Genomic DNA, 25,973 nt, shown 5'->3' with positions numbered 1-25,973 from the left:
TGTGTCAATCTGTTTTTACGACTGATTCAATTTTTATAAAAGGAGAACTTTCTTCGATTCTTAGACATGTAAGAATTTAACACAAACAGGGTAGGGAACAACAATATCTGATTGAATTAAAGTGAGTTTCCCTGTGTTTTCATCCCGCGCATATAAAACAAGATTGCTCGATTCTTGATTGGAAGCAACTACAAATTTTTCAGTTGGGTCAAGTGAAAAATCACGTGGCCAATCACCTTCTGTGGAAGTATGATCAATAAAGGTTAACTCACCTGAGTCTTGATTTACGCTGAAGAGAGCGATGCTGTTGTGACCGCGATTGCCAGCATAAACAAATCTTCCATCAGAAGAAATATGAATCGCACTGCCTTGATTATTTTCTTTAAAATCGTCAGGCAATGTAGAGATATATTGAATTTCTGTAAAATGGCCATTTTCCGGATGGTAAGATAAAACAATTACTTCAGAGCTGAACTCTGTCATGATATAAGCGATTTTGCCATTTGGATGGAAGACAAGATGTCTTGGGCCGCTTCCCGCTTTCAATGGTAAAAGATTTACCTTAGTAAGAGTACCATCCTCTTCCACTGAATAGGTAATTAGAGCATCAATTCCTAATTCACACACGGCAAGATACTTTTCATCAGGTGTCAGATCAGAATAATGAGTGTGAGGCTTTTCCTGCCTTGGGTCTGGGCCGGATCCTTCATGCTCCCTGATGGAGGCATAAGGTAAGACTGAGCCGTCCTCTTGGTTAATAAGATGGGATTGCACAAGACCTTTATGGTAGTTGGCCCCAAACACAAACCGATTGTTGCTGTCCACACTAACATAACAAGGTGGTGCCCCCTCTATTAATTGGCTGTTAATGGCGGTCAGGCTGCCCGATTCCTCAATAGAGAAAGCAGCAATACCTCCAGCATTCCCTTCTTTAATAACTGAATAAAGGTAACGGTTATCTGAACTGATTGATACATATGTTGGATTCCCAAGCTCTGCTGCGACGCTTACGTCCTTAATCCTTTTCTCCTGTGTATCAAGGGTGAAGGAATAGATGCCCTTACTGTCGCCTTTTGTATATGTTCCGATAAAACCTTTGAATTCATTATTTGTTGTCATATATCTACGCTCCTCATTAAAATTTCTACCTGTTATTGTATCAAAACTATTTCATATTTACTCAAGAGTTTGCTTGAAATATGTAAGATATGTCGATTTTTACTAATAAAAATGGATGATAAAAGGTTTTGTTTGCAATCTTAAGTAAGTTAAGTAATATTTAATGTAATACTTCAAATTAAAGGGGTTTGATTATGGCAAAGAATAAAAAAAATACAAAAAGCCAACCACAATCTTCATCAAAGTTCGTTTTTTGGGTGATTGGTTTGGTTGCGGTTTGCGTTTTGGCGCTTATTTTATTCGGAAATCTATCTAAAGAACAGGAAAAGAAAGAATCAACGGGGGTTAAAATAAACTATAATAATCAACCATTCTTAGGTGAGGAGTCTGCACCTGTTTCAATCATAGAATTCGGTGATTATAAATGTCCAAACTGTAAAAACTTTTCCGAACAGGTCGTGCCGACCATTCAAAAAGAGCTGGTTGATACTGGGAAGGCCAAGTTTTACTTTATGAATGATGCTTTTATAAATGTGGATTCAACCCGATCTGCTAAATTTGCAGAATCTGTTTTTCAAGAGCTGGGGAACGAAACTTTCTGGAAGTTCCATGATCGTCTTTTCGCCTTGCAGCCAGCTGAACGAGAAAAGGAAAAAATGGATATTTTTACTGAGGACTTCTTAACTAAGACATTAAAAGAAGTGGCTAGTGAGGCAGATGTGAAGAAGGTTGTCGAAAATTTCCGAGCTGAAAGGTCCAAAAAGGCATTTGATCAGGATATGGAGTATGCCGGAAAACTTGGTGTTACGGGTACCCCAACTATTTTCGTAAATGGTAAGTTATTTGAAGGACAAACCATTGATGACTTAAAAGATATGGTAGAGAAAGCGGCGAAGTAGAATGAATAAACCATTATTACTCTCCTGGGTGGCCGCGATTATTGCCACACTTGGCAGTTTATATTTTAGTGAAGTGATGCATTTTATTCCCTGCACCCTTTGCTGGTACCAAAGAATCTTTATGTATCCTCTAGCCATCATTTTAGGGATTGCCGTTTATCGTAATGATAAGGGAATTTACAGGTATGTATTGCCATTGTCGATCATTGGGATGCTCATCTCCGGGTATCATACGGTACTACAAAAAATCCCCTATTTACAGCAATTTGAAATGTGTACGACCGGTGTGCCATGTTCTAAAGATTACATAAATTGGCTGGGTTTTATCACGATTCCGTTGTTGGCATTTGTTGCATTTACGATTATTACAGTGAGCTTGGTTATAATTGCGCGGAACGACAAAGAAGAAGAATAAACGTTATAAAAGTGTATAAGAAAGAGCGGTGAACCAATTGGGTTTACCGCTCTTTCTTTTGCTATGTTGAAGCTGATAGGGTAACGATTAGTACATGCTGCCCATAAAAGAAGCTCCAACAATAATTAAAAGAATAAACAACACAACGATTAAAGCAAAACCGTTATTGTTATTGTGTCTGCCGTCTGACATACTATTCACCTCCTCTTTAAATTCATTACAATTTATGCAAAAGCTGATGGATCTGAAAGGGACAAGTGTTTAGTATAGAAAAAAATAGTAAAAAAAGCGGAGCATTTCCAGGTAAAGATGACCTTTTAGTGTCAAAAAATCGCCATATGTACATTTGGTGAAAGGTATAGTTAGTATGAAAAGTATGATGTATCCTACAAGGGAGAGGTGAGTGATCAATGATGAATCATGGAAAAATTTTTGGCACGACAAGTATCGGTGAAAGAGGCCAGGTGGTGATACCGTCTGAAGCAAGAGAGGAATTAGGCATTAAAGCAGGAGAAAAATTTGTCGTGTTTGGGGATGCCAGGAAAGGTACGGTGATTCTTGTTAAATCAGAGATTATGAATAAGTTTGCTAATTTCTTTTTTAATAAGTCAAAGAGATTCGATAAAATCGCTAAAGAGATTTTTGAAAAAACAGAGGCGGAAGTAGAAACGGAAGAGGATCAAGAGTGAATTAAATCTCTATAGAGGAATAAGATACATACCACGCAGGCTTGTCCAGTGGAGTGGTTATGAAAGGGGAGGACAAGAATGCGTGAGATGACACGCTTACTGTTAAACAAGAGATTTCGAAAAACATTTTTTATGTTCATCGTTTTTTTTATCCAATTTTGGTGGCTGGGTAAAGTAAAGAAATTTATACATAAAGAAAAGGCCGCAGAAAAGTATAAGGCAGCCTACACATCTCAAGCCAATAAGTTTGCCAAACTGGCCGTTGAATTGGGTGGCTTAATTATCAAGCTTGGCCAGTTTGTCAGTTCAAGGGTGGATATCCTGCCAAAAGAATATACGGATATCTTATCGGAACTACAGGATTCTGTGGCGCCCGTTCCTTCAGAACAAGCCATTAGCAGAATAGAGGTAGAAATGTCAGGGAAGGTTTCTGATCTGTTTGACGCCTTTGATCAAAATCCAATTGCGGCAGCATCATTGGGCCAAGTTCATCAAGCGACTCTGAAAACCGGTGAAAGTGTGGCCGTTAAAGTAATGCGTCCAGGAATTGAAACAACTGTTTCATTGGATTTAGCAACATTAAAAGTACTGATTGCTCTAGCTGGCCGCTTCACAAAGGCAGGAAAGTTTGTTGATTTAAAGGATGTATATCAAGAGTTTGAGGAAGTCATTACAGACGAACTTGACTATATGATAGAAGCCAACAATATCGAAGCCTTTCAAGCATCGTTCAGCGACTTCCCAGGGGTCACTACCCCAAAGGTCTATAGGGAATTTACGACAAGTAAGGTACTTGTCATGGAATTCATCGAGGGTGTAAAAATTAACGAGATTGATCAATTAACAGGAGCTTCCATCAATCAGAAGAAAGTGGCATCTATCCTGTATTTATCTTATTTAAAGCAGCTGATGGAGGATGGTGTCTTTCATGCCGACCCTCATCCGGGTAACTTATTAGTGAAACATGATGGTACAATCGCTTATATTGATTTTGGCATGGTTGGAACGATTTCTAATAACATGAAGGAAAATATGGTCAAGCTTGCCATGTCCATCTACCTGAAAGATGCCGGGGGGATTGTCGATGCCTTTGATGATCTTGGTTTTTTAAGAAAACAAGCTGACAAACAAGCCTTAATAAAGAATGTGAGTATCATCCTGTCCGGTTTTTCTGAAAAAGGGTTTAACGTAGATAAGTTAAATAACCAAGGTTTTCTGGAGGAATTACGAGAATTTCTTTACGAGCAGCCCTTTCAAATACCATCGCGAACAACATTTCTAGGGAAGGCTATCATGACGGTATTTAGCATATGCAATGGCTTAGATAAGGAATTCGATATAGTAGTCAATACAAAACCCTATGTGGAAGATATTATAGGGAGTGATTCCATCAATTCTGCTAAAGATACGGTAATAGATCAAGTTAAAAATACGATATTAAAAGTCATTCCAACCTCCCGAAAGTTAATAACGTTGGTTGATCAGCTAGAATCTGGGGAAATTCGCATTCAACCCTCGAAAGCTTTCGAAAAGAATATCCTTGAACAGCAAGCTTTTCAAACAAGCAAAATAGTCTTGGCTGTATTTGGAGCCGGTTTACTAATTTCCGGCTCACAAATTCTCCTCCAACATAATTGGATTGGAATATTGTTGATGGTGGGCGGCGGTTTACTGACGCTTTCACAAGCAGGGAAAAGATCTGCTAAAAGAAGAAGAAGACCCCATCCAAAACCGACTTTTATGAAAAAGTAAGGAATAGGTTATTTATAGTTAAAAAGAGGCAGATCCCACTCTTCAGGGGTCTGCCTCTTTGCATAAGCTCTAGTGCATAAGGCGCTAGGGCTTTTCTTAATTCATGGCATCATATACGGACTTGGTTTGTTTATTCACGCCATACCAGCCCCATGTGGCAGTATGACCTTCGCCAGTAGCAGGATTATCCACTACAAATTCATACACATGAATCACGTAATCACCATTATCAGCATCATGATCATATACCACTTTTATGTTTTGTCCGGATTCAATATTTAGGTGTTTTTTTACAAGCTCCTCAGCTTGCTCGTGTGTTAGAGCGTAATTTGCTGTCTCTTGCTTTTGTTTTTCTTTTACTTTTTCCTCTTCTTCTAGTTTCTGTTTCGCTTGCTCTTCTTCAAACTGCTGCTGTTTAGCTTGTTCAGCTGCTTTTTTCTTTTCCGTTGTTTCGGCAAGGAATGTAGATGCATCTTTGGCAATGGTTTCAATCGCATCTATTTCTGGTAAATCAGGTGTTGCTGCTATTTCTTTGAATACGGCGGCAGCTTCATCATATTGATTTTCAGCTAACAGCGTTTTCCCTTTGACCATTTTTTCCTTCATCGTATCAGAAACTGTTTTCGCCTTTTGAATTTCTGAAAGTAGTGAATTAGCTTGTTTAATAATTTTTTTATCTACTCCTTCAACAGCCTTCCCCTTTAATAATTTCTTTATGGAGTAGATAGCGGATTCAAAATTTCCCTCTTTATAAAGTGTTTCGCTTTCCTGTAGAGATTGAGCAATATGAAGATAATTTTGTGCCTCGTCGGTTTCTTTCTCTTCTAAAGCATTTTCAAATGTATTAATCGCCTGTTCATAGTTCCCCTTAAGGAGAGCTGTTTTTCCAGCATCAAAGCTTTCGGTATAGGCTTTAGGCGTACACGCTGAAAGGATCAGTGCAGTTAGGACAATAAGAGTAAATCTTTTCATATAATCCCCCCCAAATTAATCCTTGTGTTAAGGATTGTATGTTTCTTAAAATTGTACAGTTTCCGACAGATTCTGACAATAGGATTCAAATATAAAAAGGACACCAGCCTGATGAGAGTGCAGGCGGTGCCCCTTGTTAACATATTAGTATAACGCAGTTTTAATACCAGATCTACATCTTCCTATATTGATTTTCCAAGGAATGCACTTAACATCCAGACATGTTTTTCTAAACCGGAATGTATGGCTAAAAGCATATCCCCAGTTGTTTCATCATTTACTTCTTCAGCCAAGCTCATTCCTTCTTTTAATTCACCAATAATAATGGAAAAGTCATTAATGACAGTTTGAACCATTTCTTCTGCAGATTCACTGCCGGCTGCTTCTTTAATGGATGAAAGCTCTAAAGATTCCTTCATAGTGGCAACTGGTCTTCCGCCAATGGCCAGCAATCGTTCGGCAAGTTCATCGACATTCGTTCCTGCTTCATTATAAAATTCCTCAAATTTTGCATGCAATGTGAAAAATTGTCCGCCTTTTACGTACCAATGATAGTTATGTAATTTTGTATACAAAACAGACCAATTTGCAATTTGCTTGTTAAGTACGCTGACTAATTGATTTTCCATGTAAAAGCCTCCTATTTTATGTATTCAATAATATTATCACCTATGACTTAAAGAAAATTCTGTATCAAATGTTGTAATTTGTTGTCAATTTAGTGAAGCTTTTGCTTTAAAAGTAGTGATTATTTTATTACACCCCTGCAACAACCTGTAATATTGAAACCTTAACTATCCATCGATTCCATTTTTTAGGGAAGGTTGAATATATGGTTGGTTTTTCCATTTGGTAGAGAAATGCTTTTATAATAGGCAGGATCTTAGTAATATAGTTATTGCTAAATATTGGGTAATGAATTGGAATGTTACAACTGATAGCCTTAATAGTAGAGAAACCAACTACAGGAGGTAATAAAAAATGAATAAACTTAAAAAACTAGTGATGGCAACAGGTTTAATTTTATCAATGTCAGCATTTACGTTAAATGGTACAACTGAAGCGGCAACTACTACCCATAAGGTACAATCTGGTGAGACTTATTGGAAAATTGCGACGAAATTTGGTGTTCCAGTTTATAATTTAATGAAAGCAAACAATGCATCAAGCGATATGTTATATGCAGGTCAGAATCTAGTAATCCCTAATTCTACTATTTCTGCTGCTGATAAGGAATTAATGGCACGTCTTGTTCGTGCAGAGGCAGTCGGCGAACCATATGCCGGTAAGGTTGCTGTAGCGACTGTCATTTTGAATCGAGTAGCAAGTCCTGATTTTCCTAATTCGATAAGAGAAGTTATTTATCAAATTTCAAACGGACATTATGCATTTACTCCTGTCCAAAATGGACAAATCAATCAACCAGCTGATGCCGCATCTAGGCAAGCTGTAAATGAAGCTATAGCTTTTAAAGGTCAAGGAAATGGGTCATTATTCTTTTACAATCCAAAAACAGCGGTAAGCCAGTGGATTACATCACGTCATGTAACTGTGACGATCGGTAATCACCGTTTTGCAAAGTAATTACTACCAAAGAATAGTATAGCCTTAATCTAAAAAGCAGTGAATTCCAAATTTTGGACTTTCACTGCTTTTTTTTGTTAATAAATTTAATTCTTTTCTAAGTAGGATTACTTACAATTTAATAGAATTAATCTATTAATTAGAAATATATTAGTTAAAGCTTGGCTAAACAAAACAGAAAATTATCAAAATGAAACAAAAAATGATTTAGGGAGGAAAAGAGGATGAATTTTTCTTTAACAGAAGAGCAGAAAAGTGTGAGAAAGGTAGTTAGGACCTTCGTTGACCGTGAAATTATTCCCTATATTAAAGAATGGGATGAAAAAGGCCACTTTGAAACGAGCATCCTTAAACGGCTTGCCGACTTACAACTTATGGGTGTATGCATCCCGGAAGAGTATGGCGGGGTAGGAATGGATTACAACACATTGGCCATAGTTTGTGAAGAATTGGAACGCGGTGACACTGCCTTCCGTACGGCGGTATCGGTTCATACGGGTTTAAATAGTATGACCATCCTCCAATGGGGGACTGAAGAACAGAAACAAAAATATCTTGTCCCACAAGCAAGGGGAGAAAAGGTTGGTGCTTTTGGGCTTACTGAGCCCAATGCCGGTTCAGATGTGGCGGCAATGGAAACGACTGCTGTAAAAGAAGGCGATTATTATATATTAAATGGTTCAAAGACGTGGATCTCTCTCTGTGACGTGGCTGATCATTTCTTGATTTTTGCCAAAACAGACACGAGTGCCAAGCATCATGGTATTTCCTGTTTTATTGTTGAACGATCCTTTGAGGGAGTTTCCTCAAAGGCCATTAAAGGAAAACTCGGTATCCGTGCAGGAAACACGGGTGAGGTATTTTTAGATCAAGTAAGAGTCCCAGCAGAGAATTTGTTGGGATACGAAGGCGAGGGCTTTAAGATTGCCATGTCGGCCCTTGATAATGGACGCTTTACGGTTGCAGCTGGCGCATGTGGAACGATTATGGCTTCGCTCGAAGCCAGTGTTAAGTATTGCGAGCAGCGAAAAACGTTTGGTAAGGAAATTGGCAAGCATCAGCTAGTCCAGCAAATGATAGCAAAAATGTCTGCGAACCTAGAGATTTCTCGATTATTGGTTTTTAAAGCGGGATGGTTAAAAAATCATGGTAAACGCAATACGCAAGAGACGTCGTTGGCAAAATGGATATCCTGTGATGCTGCCTTGGAGGCAGCCAATGATGCGGTCCAAATCCACGGGGCTTATGGCTTTTCTAATGAATTTCCTGTTGAGCGCTATTTGCGAAATGCCAAAGCACCTGTCATTTATGAGGGCACAAGGGAGATTCATACTATTATGCAAGGAGAATATGCTCTTGGATATCGTGAAGATAAGCCATTACGTAAAATGCTCCCTGCTTGGCCATTTAAAGAAAGTCTGATTAAAGGCTAGGTGTGCCAAAGCACATGTAATACCATAAATGCCCTGAATGCAGCGGTAAAAGACTATATGGACAATATGTGACTGCTGATAAATAAATATACTTCATATTTTTGGACGTGCTGTGTTACGATAAAGTATAAAAGCAGTCTGGAAAATGGGGGAGAGAAGTTGAATAAAACGATTTTGTTTGATGTGGACGGAGTACTTTTAAGTGAAGAGCATTATTTTGATGCGTCAGCATTAACCGTTTGGGAAATGCTGATTAGCCCAAATTACCTGGGACTGAACCCAGAACAATTTAAAACAGACTATAGCGAGGCAGAGATTAACAAAATTAGGGGGCTTGTATTCGAAAACGATCAAGTTCTTAAGTTTATGAAATCACGCGGTCTAAATGCCAACTGGGATATGATTTATTTATCCTTCAGCCATCAATTGATTCACCTGTTATCACAAATTAAAGAGTCGGAATTGGAAAATATAAACAAGTGGTGTCAGGCACCAATGAATATTGAAGCATTGCAAGAGATGGGAAAAGTGTTAAATCACTATCAGGTTAAGATAGACTTTAGTTTGTTTGTAAAGGAGTTTGCTCCATCTGATGCGACGAAACAGGAATTGTTTAGTTATTTGAATGTGCTGGCGAAGGAAAAGCTTGGGGTGGAAACTTCCATTTTCAATAAAGGTGTGCTCTGGTCTATCTGCGAGCATGTAAGTCAGGAATGGTATGTAGGTGATGAGAATGTTCTTGCGTCTACGGGGAGGCCCTCTGTTCAAACCGGTAAAAAGGGCTTTTTGGCAAATGAAACGACATTAGCTCCTATGGAGGAAATAGGTAAACTCTTTGAATTTCTTACCTCAGCTGGATTTACGATTGGAATCGGCACAGGCAGGCCGAAATTAGAAACCATTCAGCCATTTCAGCATTTAAAGTGGATTCAATATTTTGATGTGAACAGAATCATAACGGCTGATGAGGTATTAATGGCCGAGCAGGAGCTTACAGTACCAAAATCACTATCTAAGCCTCATCCTTTTACTTATATTATGGGTCTAAAAGGGAAGGAAACATCGGTAAAGGACTGTTTACAAACACCGCTGCCAATCGACAGGGGAGAAGAGGTTCTTGTTGTCGGCGATTCTTTGGCAGATTTATTGGCAGCAAGACAACTGGGCTGTGAATTCGCTGCCGTATTAACTGGTTTATCTGGGAAAGATGCACGAGCTGATTTTGAAAAACATGGTGCCGATTATATTCTTGATTCTGTTATAGATTTAAAAGGAATCTTATAATCAAGGTTAGGTTGTTTTCATGTTAAGAATGGAGCAAAGGGCTGCCACAAATGGCAGCCTTTTTTCTATCCACACGAAAAGCCTTAAGCCTTTCTCTCTCCTTTCATCTTTCTTTTTAGAAGGGAACTTTTCAAGCGAAATATTAACCTTTTAAAACGCAATAGTAAACGTTTACAATAAAAAATAGGATAGTAATCTATTGTAAAAAAATAAATAGAGTCATATAATGTCTACAATAGGAAAACAATTGTACGCTCCAAACGGACAATTATGGGAGGGGAATTCATGAAAGCCATTTCCATTGGTCTTTTAGGTTTAGGCACAGTAGGTTCAGGTGTGGTTAAAATTATTGAAAAAAATCAAGATAAATTAATCCACCAGGTGGGGTGTCCGGTCGTTATCAAAAAGATTCTTGTTCAAAACATAAACAAGAATAGACCGGTATTTATAGATTCAAAAATGTTAACATCTAATGCTGATGATATCCTTTTTGATAAGGAAATTGATGTAGTGATTGAGGTAATGGGTGGGGTTCAAAATACAAAAGAGTATTTGTTAACAGCTCTTCGTCAAGGAAAACATGTTGTTACAGCAAATAAAGATCTAATGGCTTTGCATGGGTCGGAACTGTTAACGGTTGCCTCAGAACATGGCTGTGATTTATTTTATGAAGCGAGTGTTGCAGGAGGTATCCCTATTTTAAGAGGGTTAGTCGATGGTCTTGCCTCTGATAGAATTACCCAAATGATGGGGATTGTCAATGGAACAACCAATTATATATTAACAAAAATGAGCGATGAAGGCCGCTCCTATGAAGAAGTTTTGAAAGAAGCACAGGTGCTCGGTTTTGCGGAAGCAGATCCTACCTCTGATGTAGAAGGATTAGATGCAGCCAGAAAAATGACAATCCTCGCTACATTAGGTTTTTCCATGCATATTGATTTGGATGATGTGAAGGTGAGTGGTATTTCTTCCGTAACAGAGGAAGACTTGCGCTACGGGAAACAATTAGGCTATACGATGAAACTCATCGGTTTCGCACATAGGGAAGGTGAGAAGGTAGAAGTAAGTGTTGCCCCTACTTTTCTTTCTAATAATCATCCGCTAGCCTCTGTACAAAATGAGTATAATGCTGTCTATGTTTATGGGGAAGCTGTGGGGGAAACGATGTTTTATGGTCCTGGTGCAGGAAGCATGCCGACCGCTACCGCAGTCGTTTCAGACCTGGTTGGTGTGATTAAAAATTTAAGACTTGGTGTGAATGGACGAAGTGCAGTGACACCGCAATATCCGAAGATGTTAAAGGATAACGAAGAAAAGTTTTCAAAATACTTTCTACGGATTCATGTTCAAGATGAGGTAGGTGTCTTCGCCGATATTACGGCCATTTTTGCAAAATATGGGGTTAGCTTTGAGAAAATACTACAGTTGCCGATTAAGAAACGGGAGACATCGGAAATTGTACTGGTCACACATAAGGCTTCGTTAACGAATTATGATAAAATTTTATTAGAATTATATGATCTACATGCAGTAAAAGAAATAAAGAGTGCATATAGAGTGGTGAGGAAATCATTATGAGATGGCCAGGATTATTAGAAACCTATAAAGAATTTTTACCGGTTAATGGGTCAACCCCCAAACTAACATTAAATGAGGGGAATACTCCACTTATAAAGCTTGAGCGGCTTTCAAAAGAATGGGGTGTTGAACTTTATGTAAAAATGGAAGGGGCCAATCCAACCGGTTCGTTCAAAGATCGTGGCATGGTCATGGCTGTAGCGAAAGCAGTGGAATCAGGAAGTAAAACGGTTATCTGTGCCTCAACTGGAAATACTTCCGCAGCCGCAGCCGCCTATGCAGCACGAGCGGGATTAAACTGTATCATCGTTATTCCTGAAGGAAAGATTGCTCTTGGCAAACTGGCTCAAGCCATGATGTATGGTGCAGAGATTATTTCGATTGAAGGGAATTTTGATCAAGCCCTTAAGATGGTACGCAATATTAGTGAAGAGGAACCGATTACGCTCGTTAATTCTGTAAATCCATATCGGTTGGAAGGACAAAAGACAGCAGCATTTGAGGTTTGTGATCAACTAGGGGATGCACCGGATATTTTAGCCATCCCTGTAGGGAACGCGGGAAATATTAGTGCCTATTGGAAAGGATTTAAGGAATTTACTGAAAAAAAAGGCAATAGCTTACCACGTATGTTCGGTTATGAAGCGGCAGGGGCGGCAGCTCTTGTTCATAATCGGGTTTTTGAACATCCTGAAACCATCGCTACAGCAATTCGGATCGGCAATCCGGCTAGCTGGGACCTAGCCGTTTCCGCCGTAGAGGAATCAGATGGTTTGTTTGATGAAGTCAGTGATGAAGAAATTGTAGCAGCATATAAAAAAATAGCCTCTACCGAAGGGGTATTTGCTGAACCGGCTTCTTGTGCGTCACTTGCGGGTGTGTATAAGAGTATTCAAAAAGGAAAAATAGTAAAAGGTACAAAGATTGTTGCGGTGTTGACAGGAAATGGCTTAAAGGATCCAGATACTGCAATTCAAAGCAGTTTAGTTAATCCTATCCATTTGCCAAATGATGAAAGGGCAGTGACAGATCATATTCGAGGAGTTGTCCGAGTATGATTCATGACCGTTTTATGATTAAAGTACCTGCAAGTACAGCTAATCTTGGACCTGGCTTCGATTCAATGGGACTAGCACTTGATTTGTATCTGACGTTGGAAATAGAGGAAAGTAAGCAATGGAATGTTTATTCTACTAGTAAGGAATTGAAGGATTTTCCAAGTGATGAGACTAATTTTATCTGTCAAGTGGCCTTAAAAACAGCTGAACACTATGGGGTTGAATTACATCCTTGTAATATCAAGATGGATAGTGATATTCCATTAGCAAGAGGGCTTGGCTCCAGTGCATCTGCAATTGTTGCGGGGATTGAACTTGCAGACACCGTTGGTGGATTACACTTAACAAAACAAGAAAAGCTTTTTGAAGCTACAAAATGGGAAGGTCATCCAGATAATGTAGGTGCATCAATCTATGGTGGACTCGTAGTCGGCTGTTATCAACAAAATGATGTCGATATGTTAGCATTTACTGATCTTCCAATAGAGGTAGTGGTTGTCATCCCGCAAGAAATCTTATTGACGAAAGCAGCTCGGGATGTTTTACCTGAGGTTTATTCTAGACAGGATGCGGTTCAAGCATCGTCTACCGCTAATCTTTTAATTGCTGCTTTATTAAGTCAAAACTGGATGTTAGCCGGTAAAATGATGGAAATGGATGTTTTTCACCAACCATTTCGAAAGCCTTTAATCGGTTCGTATCAAGAAATTGAAGATTTGGCGAAAGTTAATGGAGCGTTTGGGGTAGCATTAAGCGGGGCGGGGCCAACGATGATCTGTTTTACTGAAAAAGGAAAAGGGCAGCACCTTGCAAAGGTCTTGGAGGATGGTTTTCCTGCTATGACAGCAAAGAAACTTTCGATTGACTATACTGGGAGCAGTGTTATTGAATTAGTAAAATAATAATAATCAAAAAAGGGGTGAAATCTTTTTTCATCCCTTTTAGCTTTATATGTTAGGTCCTTTTCTTTTTAATGGACAACGATGTACCACTCCATCTTACCCTTTAATCCCTTGTAACCATTCCTGATAACATTCATCACAAAGGGCCTCATCTCTTTCCTCATTTAAGGAAACAAATGGAACATAATGCATCTGCTTTTCTTCAATATCGGAAGTGCAATAAAAGCATTTTTCAGGCATAGTCATCCTCCTTAATATTTTGTACTTATACATAGTTTTTCTCGTCCGAACTATTTATTACTAAGAAAAAATTTCCATCTATAATAAATTCTTTGTACAATAATACGGTCATGCCGGCAAACGAATAATCGATACACTATGAAAAGTTAGTGTTTTGTACTGTATTTTTCAATGTTATATGATAGAAGAAGTACATAAATTGAATGGAGGAGACAATGATGGATTTTTCCAATAAGGTGGTTATTGTGACAGGTGCAGCCAACGGAATTGGCCGAGGCGTAGCCAGTGCTTATGCAGGAAAGGGGGCAAAGGTAGTTATAGCTGATCTGGATAGTGATTCAGGTAAAATGGCTGCTGAAGAAATGAAAAAAACTGGTGGAGAAGTTCTTTTTGTACAAACAGATGTGAGGAAGGAAGGTGACATACTCCATTTATTTGAAGTAACCAAACAGACCTTTGGTAAAATTGATATCTTAATCAATAATGCAGGCATAGGCGTGTTTAAATCCCCTTATGAATTAACGATTGAAGAGTGGGATGATGTGATCAATACGAATTTGCGGAGTGTCTTTCTTTGCTCCCGTGAAGCAGCTAAAATGATGCGAGAACTTGAAAATGGGGGATCTATTGTGAACATCGCTTCAACCCGCGCCCTCATGTCAGAGCCGAACTCAGAAGCATATGGAGCATCAAAAGGGGGAATAGTCGCGATCACCCATGCACTTGCCGCTTCATTGAGTAAAGACGAAATTACCGTAAATGCCATCTCACCAGGTTGGATTCATAATGGTGAAGACTCACAATTAAGCGAAGCAGACCATAGACAGCATTTTTCTAATCGGGTCGGCAAACCAAGTGATATTGCCCGGGCCTGTCTTTACTTAACGGACCAAGAAAATAATTTTGTCACCGGGATTAATTTAGTCGTAGACGGTGGGATGACACGAAAAATGATATATGTGGAATAACATACCCATAATATTTACAATATGGTAAAATAGTGTAAATATTGTGGAAATAGGAAGGAGGACAAAAAGTGAAGCTGCCGATTATTCAAACAAAACTTCGCATTCCTGCTGTAAAGGACGACTTTATCAGACGGGCAAAGCTTACACAGAAATTGAAAAAGATACCTGAATATCCGCTGACAATTATTCATTCCGGGGCAGGTTTTGGAAAGAGTACGGCACTTGCTTTGTTTATGAGGGATGAAAAGCTTCCAGGCTGTTGGTACTCCATCTCTTCGATGGATGACGACATCCTTCCCTTCCTCTCCTATATTGTTCATGCCTTGGAAAAAGTTGTTCCTTCTTTTGGAACGGAACTATCTGCTTATATAAATACAATTGATCGATATATTCGTGAAGAGGAATTAAGCATCTTATGTTCTCTTTTTGTTAATGAAGTTCTCGAGACTAATACTGAGGTTACGTTAATCCTCGATGATTTCCATCAAATCGAACATTCCTATACGATTAATAGTTGGATGGAAAAATTGCTTGAACACATCCCTTCCAATTTACATATTGTGATTTCGAGCCGCAGCCGCCCAGGATGGAAGCATCTCACAAAAATGAAGGTTTGTGGACAGCTTTTAGAACTAACAAGACAGGATTTAATTTTAACGATGGAAGAAATGGAGCTGTTATTAACAGACTTATATGGATTAAATCTAGAACCAGACTATTTACAATCTATCTATCAATTGACTGAAGGATGGATTATCGCCTTATGCATGATTGCCACGCAAATCCCGTTACAAAAGGATATTTCTACACTTTTACACCATTCCTCACAGTCACTGCAGGACTTTTTTCAATATTTAGTGATGGAAGTCTTTTCAAAGCAGCCGCCCATCATTCAGCAATTCCTTGAACAAACATCTATATTTGAAGAAATAGAAGAAGAGATTTGTGATGAAGTAATCGGGTTACAAGGAGCTTCTAGTATGTTAGAGCAATTAAAAGACCGAAATCTATTTATTCAAAAAGTGGGATTAACCCATTATCGTTATCATGCATTATTTAAAGAGTTTCTTGAAGATACTTTTCAAAAAAGTAATCCAAATCATTATGTATCACTTCATGAAAAATGTGCGCGTTATTTTGAAAAAAGACAGTTGTGGGAGGAAGCCCTTCACCATTATAAGAAAATTCAGCTCCATAAGGCGGTTGCCTCCATTTTACACGAGAATGGGATCAGGATGCTTGAAAGTGGGAAATTAGAAAGCTTATATGATCAATTAGTGCTTCTACCCGATGCGGAGATGGAATTGTACTATCTTCTTTGGTATTTGAAAGCAGAAATTTATCGTTACCGCTCACAATACAAGGAAGCAGAGGCTTGTTATGATAAGGCTTTTCGGGGTGCTGAGATAAAACAAGATGATCTAGGCATGAGCCTGTCATTAGAGGGGAAAGCCAAAATATATCTTGACACTATTCAGCCGCAGCATGCTGAAAAACTGTTAGTAGAAGCTATTTCCTACCGCGAGAAATATCCAGGGGGAGTTGAAGGGAAAGGGAAACTATACCAATTACTATCTGAAAATCTATTAAACTCTGGAAAAGCTTCTGAGGCTGAAAAATGGATTCGTAAAACAAAGGATGCCAAGGTTCGTGATCTTGATGGGAATTTAGAAGCTAGATTATATTTACGAACAGGTCGATTTGAAGATGCTAAAAAGGTTCTTTTAATAAAAAAAGAAGAGATTAAAGATACTGCCGAAACCACACTGCCGCAGGCACACAGAGAGACAGATTTATTACTATCTCTAATTGAAGCCTTTACAGGTAACGGTTTAAAAGCAAAGGAGCTTGCCCAAGCAGGTATTCAGCAGGGGATATGTGCAAAATCCCCGTTTGTTGAGGCATGCGGCTGGATCCGCATGGGCCACGCAGTGCAAATTCTGAATAAATATGATTCACAGTTAGCCGAAAATTGCTATCAAACGGCATTAGAAATTATGGGCCAGCTCAATGTTGACAGAGGTAAGGCTGAGCCATTGATGGGACTTTGTATTTTATATGGGACAAGGGGAGAACTTGAACGTGCGTTAGAAGTTGGAAGGAAGGCGCTTCTAGAAACTGAAAAGGTGCATGACGTCTGGCTTTCAGCCTTAATTACGCTGTGCATGGGGATTACGTGCATTTACAATGAACGACCCCAGAAGGCACTCGATTTCTTGAATAAAACCGATTCCCTTTTTTACCATTGTGAAGACTCGTTTGGAAAAATGCTTAGCAAGTTTTGGCTTTCCTATCTTTATTTTTTAGAAAAAAAACAAGATGTATTTAGGGAATGCATAAATGAATGTTTGGATCTCATTCAAATCCACGAGTATGAGTTCTTCTTTCATCATCGTTCTGTTTTCAGTCCAAGGGATTTACAAGTATTTGTGCCAATGTTAATAGAGTGTATAAAGGAGGAAGTTCACCCTTCATATGCTGCTAAAATTCTCGACTCCATGGGGATTACCACCTATGATGCCCATCCCGGTTATTCGCTTCGTGTTCAAACTTTGGGACAGTTCAAACTATGGCTTGGTGAGAAAGAGGTTGGAGACAGAGATTGGCAAAGAGAAAAGGCAAAGGAACTATTTCAATTGTTGATTACATCCAATGATTTAATGGCCAAAGAAGAAATTATCCAAACTTTGTGGTCCTATCAAGATAAAAAAAGTGCGGATCGTGATTTTAAAGTGGCTCTGAATAGTCTTCATCATGTTCTTGAGCCATTGCGTAAGCCGCGAGCTGCTCCATTTTTTGTCATCCGGGATGGAATGTTTTATGGGTTAAATCCACAGGCAAGAATCGAAGTAGATACTGTTCAATTTCAAGAGTTCATTCAAATGGGCTTAAATGAAACCAATCAAGAAAAGGTGATATCTTTCCTTGAAAGAGGATTGGCACTATATCTCGGAGACTATCTGCCAGATCGCCGGTATGATGATTGGTGTATTAGTAAAAGAGAGAGCATGCTTGTATATTTCTTACGAGGTGCTGAAAAGATGGCGCAATTAATGGTGCGCCGTGAACAATATGATCTTACGATTAATTGGTGCGAGAAAATTTTGGAACGTGATCGAACCTGGGAAGAAGCCTACCGCTTACTGATGTATTGTTATTATCGAAAAAATAATCGTCCACAAGCAATGAAGTGGTATCAAAAATGTACAGAGGTCCTGGAGGAAGAATTGGGTGTATCGCCGCTAGAACCTACAAAACATATGTACACAATGATTACCGAATCAGAAAGTATAATGAATTCCATTGAGCAGCCCTAAAACTTGGGGCTGTTTTTTTGTAACTCCCCTGTAACTGCCTTCTCCTATCCTAAGATCAACGCATGGCAAGTTTTACAATCACATTTTTTAAGGGGGAAAAAGAGTGAAGGGGTACCGTAGTAGATGGGCATTATTAGGTTTACTTATTTTTATGATGTTGTTCGCAAGCGCTTGTAGTTCTGACAAATCATCATCAGCGCCAAAGGAGACTGGTGAAAAGAAAACGGAAAATAAAGAGCCGGTGAAAATTGGTGTGCTTGCCTCCAAGACGGGTGCACTAGAAGCTTACGGTAAACAAACATTAAGAGGGTTTGAGCTCGGGCTTGATTATGCAACAGACGGAAAGATGGAAGTTGCCGGAAGAAAAATAGAATTCATTGTAGAAGATACGGAAACCAAGCCGGAAGTAGCCGTTCAAAAAGCAACCAAGCTATTAGAAGAAGATAAGGTTGATTTTCTGGTTGGATCCTCCAGTTCTGCCGACACGTTGGCAGTCTTGCCATTAGCAGAGGAATACCAAAAGGTAATGGTGGTGGAACCAGCTGCGGCTGATAGTATTACAGGTTCAGAGTTTAATAAGTATATTTTCCATTCAGCACGTAACTCTTCACAGGATGCAGTTGCTGGTGCAGCGGCCATTGCCAAAAAAGGAGTGAAAATTGCGACCCTTGCACCGGATTATTCCTTTGGCCGTGACGGAGTCGCCGCCTTTAAGGAAGCGGCGAAGAAGCTTGGCGCTGAAATTGTGAAGGAAGAATATGCAGATCCTGCTGCGACAGATTTTACGTCGAACATTCAAAAAATCGTTGATGCCAAGCCTGATTACTTATTTGTCGTTTGGGCAGGCGCCAACTCGCCATGGAAACAGCTTTCAGATATGAAGGTTCAAGAAAAAGGAATCAAGATTTCAACAGGAGCCCCGGATATTGCTGCCTTATCAACTATGGAACCGTTAATTGGTATGGAAGGGTTTACGGTCTATTATCATGACCTGCCGAAAAATAAAATTAACGACTGGCTTGTAACTGAGCATAAAAAGCGATTCAACGGTGATGTTCCAGATTTATTTACACCTGGCGGTATGAGCGCTGCCATTTCTATTGTAGAAGCATTAAAGAAAACAAACGGAAATGCAGATGCAGATAAATTAATTGAAAAAATGGAAGGCATGAGCTTTGATACTCCAAAAGGTAAAATGACGTATCGCCCTGAGGATCATCAGGCCTTGCAAACCTTGTATGCAATTAAATTAGTAAAGAAAGATGGCGTGCCATACCCAGTGCCAGTTCTTATTAGGGAATTGTCTCCTGATGAAACAGCACCACCGATACGCAATAAGTAATAACTTTAACTCCAAAACCAAAGATGAGGGTTGGACCGAATGAAACATGGTCACCCTCTTCCTTATTTATAAACGCTAACAATCTAGGTGGTGAAACGAATGACTACACTTATTGAAACGAATGGTTTATCGATTACATTTGGCGGTCATACGGCGGTGGATTCTGTTAGTATTTCCGTTCCAGAAAAACACTTTAAGTCCATTATCGGGCCCAATGGGGCTGGAAAAACAACCTTTTTTAATCTCTTAAGCGGCCAGCTAACACCCACAAAAGGGAGTATCTATTTTCGGGGAAAAGATATTACGAAGTTTTCTTCCACAAACCGCACACGAGCGGGGATCGGCCGTTCTTTTCAAATTACAAATGTATTTCCCAATTTAACGGTATTAGAAAACGTTAGGTTAGCCGTGCAATCGCAAGCAGGAATTCGTTACCAGATGCTGTTTCATCATAAGAAATATCGTGCCTTTGAAGAAAAGGCATTAGAATGGCTCAAGCTAGTTCTCTTAGATGATAAAAAGGAGTCATTGGCGATTAATCTGGCTCATGGTGAAAAACGGAAACTTGAAATCGCGATGCTGCTTGCACTTGAGACAGAGATTCTTTTACTAGATGAGCCGACAGCAGGGATGTCTCTCGAAGAAGTTCCAGCTATTTTAGAAGTGATAAGAAAAATAAAAGAACAAGGAAACCGCACGATTATCCTGATTGAACACAAGATGGATATGATTTTGGACTTATCAGATTCGGTAATGGTTTTATTTAATGGGAGGTTATTGGCTGATGGTTCACCAGAAGAAATCATGAAAAATGAAACTGTTCAGTCTGCCTATTTAGGAGGTCATTTTGATGAACGACCTGTTGAAACTTGATAATGTGGAGACCCATATTGGTCAATATCATATCCTTCAAGGTGTTTCTTTTGAAGTGAAAAAAGGCGAAGTAACCGTGCTGCTGGGAAGAAACGGCGCTGGAAAGACAACAACCTTACGGACCATTATGGGCCTAAATTCTGCTTCAAAAGGAACGATTACGTTTAAAGGTGAAACGATCCAGTCATTGCCAACCTATTCGATTGCGAATAAGGGAATCGGTTATGTTCCTGAGGATCAGGGGATTTTTGGAGGATTAACAGTCGAAGAAAATATGAAAGTTGCCATTCAAAAGGAGAATGATGAAACCGCTAAACGAATGGATTGGATTTTAGATTTGTTCCCGGATTTGAAGAAGTTTTGGAAGAAACCTGGCGGGCTGTTAAGCGGTGGACAAAAACAAATGCTTTCTATTGCGCGAGCGTATGTTAATGAAAATGAACTGTTGTTAATTGATGAACCAAGTAAAGGGCTGGCCCCGATTGTGGTGGAAAAGGTCATGGAATCGATTCTACAAATGAAAGATCAAACCACGATTGTGTTGGTGGAACAAAATTTCATGATGGCGAGCACGATTGGAGATTGTTTTTACATTATTGATGATGGAAGAACGGTCAGTCATGGCACCATGAAGCAATTAAAAGAAGATGAAGAAATGAAACGAAAATATTTAGGGATTGCCTAAGAAAGGGGGAACCTCTTAGTGGATTTGATGATCAATTTAACGCTGAATGGGTTGGCAACAGGCATGCTTATCTTTTTACTAGCAGCTGGTTTAACGCTCATATTCGGTTTAATGGATGTACTGAATTTTGCACATGGCGGCTTATTTGCCTGGGGAGCATACAGTGGACTTTGGATTTATGGGAAAACTGGCAGCTTTGTAATTGGAATTATTGGCGCCGTTCTAACAGGATTTCTGCTAGGCATCCTAACGGAAAAGTGGATTATTAAACCTGTTTATGGAAATCATGTGCAACAAATTTTAATTACCCTTGGTCTTATGCTGGTATTATCTGAAATGCTCAAGGTGATATGGGGGCCCAATCAGATTACCGCCTCACCCCCTGATTATTTAAAGGGAAGCTGGGAAATTGGTGATGTAATCATTATTAAGTATCGAGCCTTTATCATTTTAGTGGGCTTCCTCATTTTTGCAGGTGTCCAATTTGTCCTGAAAAAAACAAAAATCGGCCTTGTTGTTCAAGCAGGTGTAATGAATAAAGAAATGGTTCAAGCCCTTGGCATCAATATTCAAAAGGTATTTATGTTTGTATTTATGATTGGTGCTGGGATGGCCGCACTTGGTGGTATGCTGCTTGGTCCTTATTCCGGGGTCATACATGCCGGGATGGGGATGGAGTTCGCCATTTTAGCATTTATTGTGGTGGTAATAGGAGGAATGGGCAATTTTAAAGGCTCAGTTTTAGCTGCTATTTTAGTGGGCCTATCTGGTTCCTTTATGGCTTACTATGTTCCAGATTTATCATTAGCCGTTAATATGCTCCTCATGGCGATTGTATTAATTATTCGACCGCAGGGTTTATTTGGAGCGAAGGGGTGAGGATATGAGGTTTATTCAAGGTAATCGAATGACAGCCATTCTATTAGTCATCTCGGCATTTCTGCTCCTTTTGCCATTTGTGTATGAATCAAGAAATCTCTTAATCTTGCTAACACAAATATTTGTGTTCTCTATTTTTGCAATGAGTTATGACTTGTTATTAGGTTTTACTGGAATAGTTTCCTTTGGACATGCGATGTTTTTTGGAATTGGTGCCTATTCCATGGGTATCTTTATGAAGCAATTTGAACCGACCATGTTCTATTTTTTATTAGCAGTGCTAACAACAATAGCACTTACGGCACTGGTAAGTTTTATCGTCGGTTTGTTGACACTTCGTCTAAAAAGCCATTTTTATGCAATGCTAACCTTGTCATTATCCGGTCTATTCCTTGTCTTAGCTGAAAAGTGGCGGACAATGACCTATGGAAATGATGGATTCACTTTTCGTGTACCTGACCAATTTATCGACCGGACTAATTTTTATTTACTTTGTTTACTCTCTATGGTGGCCGTTTTTCTTATCCTAAAGCGATTTACCAATTCCCCGCTTGGCAAGGTACTCCAAGCCATTAGGGAAAACGAGCAGCGAACAGAATCGTTGGGATTTCAGGTGCTGCATTATAAAATTGCCGCGAGTGTACTTTCCGGCGTCTTAGCTGGCGTGGCGGGAATTTTATATGCGATTTCTCTTCGATTTGTTAATACTAGTGTGTTTTCAATGGATCTCACGATAGATGCTTTATTAATTACGATTATTGGCGGAGTGGGAACATTGATTGGTGCTATTATTGGTGCCGGGTTAATTGAATTTGCTCATGATTGGTTGACACAACTAGCTAAGGAACATGTGATATTTGAACGCTGGATTATTTTCTTTGGGATTATTTATATTTTAGTTGTTATGTTTTTCCCAAAAGGGATTGTCGGGACATTGAGCACCTTATCATGGAAACGTAAAAAACAGCATTCCGTCAAAAAAGAAGAAAAAGTGGCGGGATAGAAGGAGGAACTAATGGATATCAATCAAATTGCCTCCTTCGTTGTCCGTTTTCAATTAGCCGCCGTTGAGAGAGACACTGGTAGAAAACAATGGAGAATCAAGGTAACGCATGTTCAAGAGGACAGGGAAACGTTATTTGAGTCGATTGAAGAAGCAATGAATTTTATGAAGGAAATGGCAGAAGAAGCTTAGATGAGTAGGTGATTGAATGCAAATTGGAATTCTCAGTATAGGTACCTATTTACCCGAAGAATTTGTCACTGGTAAAGAAATAGCACAACTGGCAGGGATCCCTGAACTAGTTGTCGAAGAAAAAATGGGCATTAAGAAAAAACATATTCCCGGTTCTGGGGACCATACTTGTGAAATGGGGATTAAGGCCGCCAAACAAGCAATTATTAAAGCGGGAATTGACCCGCTTGAAATTGATTTGGTGATTTATATTGGCGAGGAGCATAAGGAGTATCCGCTTTGGACGGCGGGAATAAAACTTCAAGAAGAAGTCGGAGCTTTAAATGCCTGGGCGTTTGATGTCGCGTTACGATGTGGAACAACGGTTATGGCTTTAAAAGTTGCTAAATATATGATGATGGCAGACCCTGATATTCGTACAGTTCTGCTAGCAGGCGGGTATCGAAATGTCGATTTCATTGATTACGAGAATCCGAGGACTAGGTTTATGTATAATCTAGCTGCTGGCGGGGGTGCCATACTTTTAAGAAAAGGATATAACGAAAATCTTTTATTAGAAACGGAACTGATCACAGATGGTTCTTTTTCAGAAGATGTGGTCGTTGTTTCCGGTGGAACAAAGAATCCGATTACGATAGAGGCTATTGAACAGCGGTTAAATAAGCTGGATGTGCTCGATCCAGAGGGGATGAAACAACGATTAGAACAGAAATCAATGGATAACTTTTTAAAAGTGATTCGTAATTCTGTCAAAAAAAGCGGCTATCGGGAAGAAGATATTTCCTATTTGGCTATTCTTCACATGAAAAAGTCAGCCCATGAATATGTTTTAAAGGAATTAGGTTTGTCCGAAAATCAATCTATTTATCTTGAAGAGTATGGCCACATTGGGCAAATTGATCAAATCTTGTCATTGGAACTGGCCTTAGAAGCGGGAAAAGTGAAAGATGGCGACATCGTAGTGTTTGTTAGTGCGGGGATCGGTTATGCATGGGGAGCTGCAACCATTAAATGGGGAAAGGGTGTTTAATATGGTTAACATACTTATGAAGGAAGTCCTTCTATCGAATGGGGAAACACTTGCCTACAGAGAAAGGGATGGCGGGGAAATAAAGGTGTTATTAATTCACGGAAATATGACCTCATCCAAGCATTGGGATCTTGTTCTGGATCATATGGATCCTAAATATAAGCTCTATGCAGTGGATTTACGCGGCTTTGGAGGCTCCACATATAACAAGCTTATTATGTCAATAAAGGATTTTTCAGACGATGTAAAACTGTTTGTTGATGAAATTGGGTTAAAAGACTTTGCCATGGTTGGCTGGTCAACAGGTGGGGCAGTTTCGATGCAATTTGTTGCAGATTATCCCGGCTACTGTAATAAATTGATTTTAGTAGAATCAGAGTCAACGAGGGGCTACCCATTCGATGGAATGTTACATGCCAATGATGAGCCGAGGCGATTTACAACACATGAGGAGATTAAACAAGATATAGGTAAAACACTTCCGGTCCAAACAGCCTACGATACTAATAATACTGAATTATTAAAGCTCATCTGGAATTCTGTTATTTATACGCATAATCAGCCTTCACCTGAACATTATGATGAGTATGTTCAAGATATGAGAACCCAGCGGAACATAGCTGAAGTACATCATGCAAATAACACATTCAATATCAGCCATTACCATAATGGACTTGTGGATGGAACAGGTCAAGTGGACGATATTACTATCCCAGTACTGGTATTACAGGGAGACCGAGATTTGGTGGTAACGGCAGAAATGGCTAAAGAAATCGTAGAAGACTTGGGGGAAAAAGCAAAGTTCGTCGAACTAAAGAATTGTGGGCATTCCCCGTTGGTAGATGACCTGGCGCAATTATTAACCGCGATGACACAATTTTTGGAGGATGGGGAACAGAAATGAGATTACAAAGTAAAGTGGCTATTATCACTGGGTCAGCCAGTGGAATTGGATTGAAGGCTGCAGAAGTATTTGCTAGAGAAGGCGCAAAGGTTGCTATGGCTGACTTTAATGTGGAACAAGGAGAAAAACGTGCTCATGAATTACGAGAAAAAGGTTATGAGATTACTTTTTTCCAAGTAGATGTTGCTGACCGTGTCAGTGTAGATGGAATGGTGGAAAAAGTGCGTGAAACCTTTGGAAACATTGATATCCTAATTAACAATGCTGGGATTACAAGGGATGCAATGTTGTCAAAGATGTCGGTTGAGGACTTCCAAAAGGTGCTCGATGTTAACCTAACAGGAGTGTTTCATTGTACACAAGCGGTATTACCATCGATGCTTGAAAGGGGAAAAGGAAAAATTATTAGTACGTCCTCTGTCACAGGAGTGTATGGAAATGTTGGTCAGACGAATTATGCGGCAACAAAAGCGGGCGTAATTGGGATGACGAAAACTTGGGCAAAGGAACTTGGACGAAAAGGAATAAACGTCAATGCGGTGGTACCTGGGTTTATTGAAACTGGGATGACGGCTAAGGTTCCTGATAAAGTCCTTGATCAAATGAAGAGTATGGTCCCATTAGCCCGCTTAGGGAAGCCGGAGGATATTGCGAACGCCTATTTATTTCTTGCTTCTGATGAATCGAATTACATTAATGGGACAGTGCTTCATGTTGATGGCGGAATCATGATGTGATAGTAAAAGCGACCTTTCGGGTCGTTTTTTATTATTACCAGAATTTACGAGTTTGGGGTACTCCAAAACAAGTTCGGACAGGCCGAGGAGAAACAAGCATGATCGTGTCCGAAGT

Annotated in this window: 26 protein-coding genes; 21 read left to right on the top strand and 5 right to left on the bottom strand. The window is 39.4% G+C overall.

Annotated elements, in window-relative coordinates; genetic code table 11:
- Positions 1-60: 60 nt before the first annotated feature.
- Positions 61-1,119 carry a lactonase family protein gene (locus AC4E8C_RS18975; protein WP_490208188.1) on the bottom strand — a complete coding sequence of 353 codons (1,059 nt, stop codon included), beginning with the start codon at positions 1,117-1,119 and terminating at the stop codon, positions 61-63.
- Between the two features lie 194 nt (positions 1,120-1,313).
- Between AC4E8C_RS18975 and AC4E8C_RS18970 the strand changes: the two genes are divergently transcribed.
- Both AC4E8C_RS18970 and AC4E8C_RS18965 read left to right on the top strand, forming a co-directional pair.
- Complete coding sequence (locus tag AC4E8C_RS18970; protein WP_490208187.1) at positions 1,314-2,018, top strand: DsbA family protein; 705 nt, start codon at positions 1,314-1,316, stop codon at positions 2,016-2,018.
- A 1-nt stretch (position 2,019) separates the two neighbouring features.
- Positions 2,020-2,433: a disulfide oxidoreductase gene (locus tag AC4E8C_RS18965; protein ID WP_490208186.1), complete on the top strand. Its 414-nt coding sequence runs from the start codon at positions 2,020-2,022 to the stop codon at positions 2,431-2,433.
- An 87-nt stretch (positions 2,434-2,520) separates the two neighbouring features.
- On the opposite strand, the gene AC4E8C_RS18960 is transcribed toward AC4E8C_RS18965, so the two are convergent.
- The gene (locus tag AC4E8C_RS18960; RefSeq protein ID WP_490208185.1) at positions 2,521-2,625 is read right to left on the bottom strand and encodes a YjcZ family sporulation protein; all 105 of its coding nucleotides are present in this window, start codon (positions 2,623-2,625) and stop codon (positions 2,521-2,523) included.
- A 218-nt stretch (positions 2,626-2,843) separates the two neighbouring features.
- Between AC4E8C_RS18960 and AC4E8C_RS18955 the strand changes: the two genes are divergently transcribed.
- Positions 2,844-3,122 carry an AbrB/MazE/SpoVT family DNA-binding domain-containing protein gene (locus AC4E8C_RS18955; protein ID WP_490208184.1) on the top strand — a complete coding sequence of 93 codons (279 nt, stop codon included), beginning with the start codon at positions 2,844-2,846 and terminating at the stop codon, positions 3,120-3,122.
- A 78-nt stretch (positions 3,123-3,200) separates the two neighbouring features.
- Complete coding sequence (locus AC4E8C_RS18950; RefSeq protein ID WP_490208183.1) at positions 3,201-4,874, top strand: ABC1 kinase family protein; 1,674 nt, start codon at positions 3,201-3,203, stop codon at positions 4,872-4,874.
- A 96-nt stretch (positions 4,875-4,970) separates the two neighbouring features.
- Here the strand turns inward: AC4E8C_RS18950 and AC4E8C_RS18945 are convergent, their stop codons facing one another.
- On the bottom strand, positions 4,971-5,846 hold the full coding sequence (locus AC4E8C_RS18945; RefSeq protein WP_490208182.1) for a hypothetical protein: 876 nt from the start codon (positions 5,844-5,846) through the stop codon (positions 4,971-4,973).
- Between the two features lie 182 nt (positions 5,847-6,028).
- Complete coding sequence (locus AC4E8C_RS18940) at positions 6,029-6,475, bottom strand: Dps family protein (RefSeq protein WP_490208181.1); 447 nt, start codon at positions 6,473-6,475, stop codon at positions 6,029-6,031.
- A gap of 352 nt (positions 6,476-6,827) precedes the next feature.
- On the opposite strand from AC4E8C_RS18940, the gene AC4E8C_RS18935 reads away from it, so the two are divergent.
- The 6 genes from AC4E8C_RS18935 (at position 6,828) to thrB (ending at position 13,688) form a co-directional block, all read left to right on the top strand.
- Positions 6,828-7,430: a cell wall hydrolase gene (locus AC4E8C_RS18935; RefSeq protein ID WP_490208180.1), complete on the top strand. Its 603-nt coding sequence runs from the start codon at positions 6,828-6,830 to the stop codon at positions 7,428-7,430.
- A 224-nt stretch (positions 7,431-7,654) separates the two neighbouring features.
- Positions 7,655-8,863, top strand: coding sequence for an acyl-CoA dehydrogenase family protein (locus AC4E8C_RS18930; RefSeq protein ID WP_490208179.1), 1,209 nt, complete (start codon positions 7,655-7,657; stop codon positions 8,861-8,863).
- A 159-nt stretch (positions 8,864-9,022) separates the two neighbouring features.
- Complete coding sequence (locus tag AC4E8C_RS18925; RefSeq protein ID WP_490208178.1) at positions 9,023-10,147, top strand: HAD family hydrolase; 1,125 nt, start codon at positions 9,023-9,025, stop codon at positions 10,145-10,147.
- Between the two features lie 285 nt (positions 10,148-10,432).
- Positions 10,433-11,728 carry a homoserine dehydrogenase gene (locus AC4E8C_RS18920; protein ID WP_490208177.1) on the top strand — a complete coding sequence of 432 codons (1,296 nt, stop codon included), beginning with the start codon at positions 10,433-10,435 and terminating at the stop codon, positions 11,726-11,728.
- Positions 11,725-12,786 carry a threonine synthase gene (gene thrC / locus AC4E8C_RS18915; protein ID WP_490208176.1) on the top strand — a complete coding sequence of 354 codons (1,062 nt, stop codon included), beginning with the start codon at positions 11,725-11,727 and terminating at the stop codon, positions 12,784-12,786. The genes AC4E8C_RS18920 and thrC overlap by 4 nt, the downstream gene beginning before the upstream one ends.
- Complete coding sequence (gene thrB / locus AC4E8C_RS18910; RefSeq protein ID WP_490208175.1) at positions 12,783-13,688, top strand: homoserine kinase; 906 nt, start codon at positions 12,783-12,785, stop codon at positions 13,686-13,688. Before thrC ends, thrB begins: the two co-directional genes overlap by 4 nt.
- A 96-nt stretch (positions 13,689-13,784) precedes the next feature.
- Here thrB and AC4E8C_RS18905 read toward each other — a convergent pair whose 3' ends face one another.
- A complete protein-coding gene (locus AC4E8C_RS18905) occupies positions 13,785-13,928 on the bottom strand; it encodes a hypothetical protein (RefSeq protein WP_490208174.1) in 144 nt (47 codons plus the stop codon).
- 218 nt (positions 13,929-14,146) lie between these two features.
- On the opposite strand from AC4E8C_RS18905, the gene AC4E8C_RS18900 reads away from it, so the two are divergent.
- The 11 genes from AC4E8C_RS18900 to fabG all read left to right on the top strand — a co-directional run bounded on the left by AC4E8C_RS18900 (position 14,147) and on the right by fabG (position 25,858).
- Complete coding sequence (locus tag AC4E8C_RS18900; protein ID WP_490212612.1) at positions 14,147-14,896, top strand: glucose 1-dehydrogenase; 750 nt, start codon at positions 14,147-14,149, stop codon at positions 14,894-14,896.
- Between the two features lie 68 nt (positions 14,897-14,964).
- The gene (locus tag AC4E8C_RS18895) at positions 14,965-18,213 is read left to right on the top strand and encodes a winged helix-turn-helix domain-containing protein (RefSeq protein WP_490208173.1); all 3,249 of its coding nucleotides are present in this window, start codon (positions 14,965-14,967) and stop codon (positions 18,211-18,213) included.
- 151 nt (positions 18,214-18,364) lie between these two features.
- Positions 18,365-19,555, top strand: a complete 1,191-nt coding sequence (locus tag AC4E8C_RS18890) for a substrate-binding domain-containing protein (protein ID WP_490212611.1) — start codon at positions 18,365-18,367, stop codon at positions 19,553-19,555.
- A 99-nt stretch (positions 19,556-19,654) separates the two neighbouring features.
- Positions 19,655-20,428, top strand: coding sequence for an ABC transporter ATP-binding protein (locus tag AC4E8C_RS18885; protein ID WP_490208172.1), 774 nt, complete (start codon positions 19,655-19,657; stop codon positions 20,426-20,428).
- Positions 20,406-21,113 carry an ABC transporter ATP-binding protein gene (locus tag AC4E8C_RS18880; RefSeq protein WP_490208171.1) on the top strand — a complete coding sequence of 236 codons (708 nt, stop codon included), beginning with the start codon at positions 20,406-20,408 and terminating at the stop codon, positions 21,111-21,113. Before AC4E8C_RS18885 ends, AC4E8C_RS18880 begins: the two co-directional genes overlap by 23 nt.
- Before the next feature lie 18 nt (positions 21,114-21,131).
- On the top strand, positions 21,132-21,992 hold the full coding sequence (locus tag AC4E8C_RS18875; RefSeq protein WP_490208170.1) for a branched-chain amino acid ABC transporter permease: 861 nt from the start codon (positions 21,132-21,134) through the stop codon (positions 21,990-21,992).
- A gap of 4 nt (positions 21,993-21,996) precedes the next feature.
- Positions 21,997-22,995 (top strand): branched-chain amino acid ABC transporter permease, encoded by a 999-nt coding sequence (locus AC4E8C_RS18870; RefSeq protein WP_490208169.1) that lies wholly within the window; start codon positions 21,997-21,999, stop codon positions 22,993-22,995.
- A gap of 12 nt (positions 22,996-23,007) precedes the next feature.
- Positions 23,008-23,187: a hypothetical protein gene (locus tag AC4E8C_RS18865; RefSeq protein WP_490208168.1), complete on the top strand. Its 180-nt coding sequence runs from the start codon at positions 23,008-23,010 to the stop codon at positions 23,185-23,187.
- 16 nt (positions 23,188-23,203) lie between these two features.
- Positions 23,204-24,217: a 3-oxoacyl-ACP synthase gene (locus tag AC4E8C_RS18860; RefSeq protein ID WP_490208167.1), complete on the top strand. Its 1,014-nt coding sequence runs from the start codon at positions 23,204-23,206 to the stop codon at positions 24,215-24,217.
- A 1-nt stretch (position 24,218) separates the two neighbouring features.
- A complete protein-coding gene (gene phaZ, locus AC4E8C_RS18855; protein ID WP_490208166.1) occupies positions 24,219-25,121 on the top strand; it encodes an intracellular short-chain-length polyhydroxyalkanoate depolymerase in 903 nt (300 codons plus the stop codon).
- Positions 25,118-25,858: a 3-oxoacyl-ACP reductase FabG gene (gene fabG, locus AC4E8C_RS18850; RefSeq protein ID WP_490208165.1), complete on the top strand. Its 741-nt coding sequence runs from the start codon at positions 25,118-25,120 to the stop codon at positions 25,856-25,858. Before phaZ ends, fabG begins: the two co-directional genes overlap by 4 nt.
- Positions 25,859-25,973: the final 115 nt, after the last annotated feature.

This window comes from Neobacillus sp. SRL179 (genome assembly GCF_984799095.1).
The sequence above is the reverse complement of the archived record's forward strand: the minus strand, read 5'-3'. Positions and strand labels throughout refer to the sequence as shown.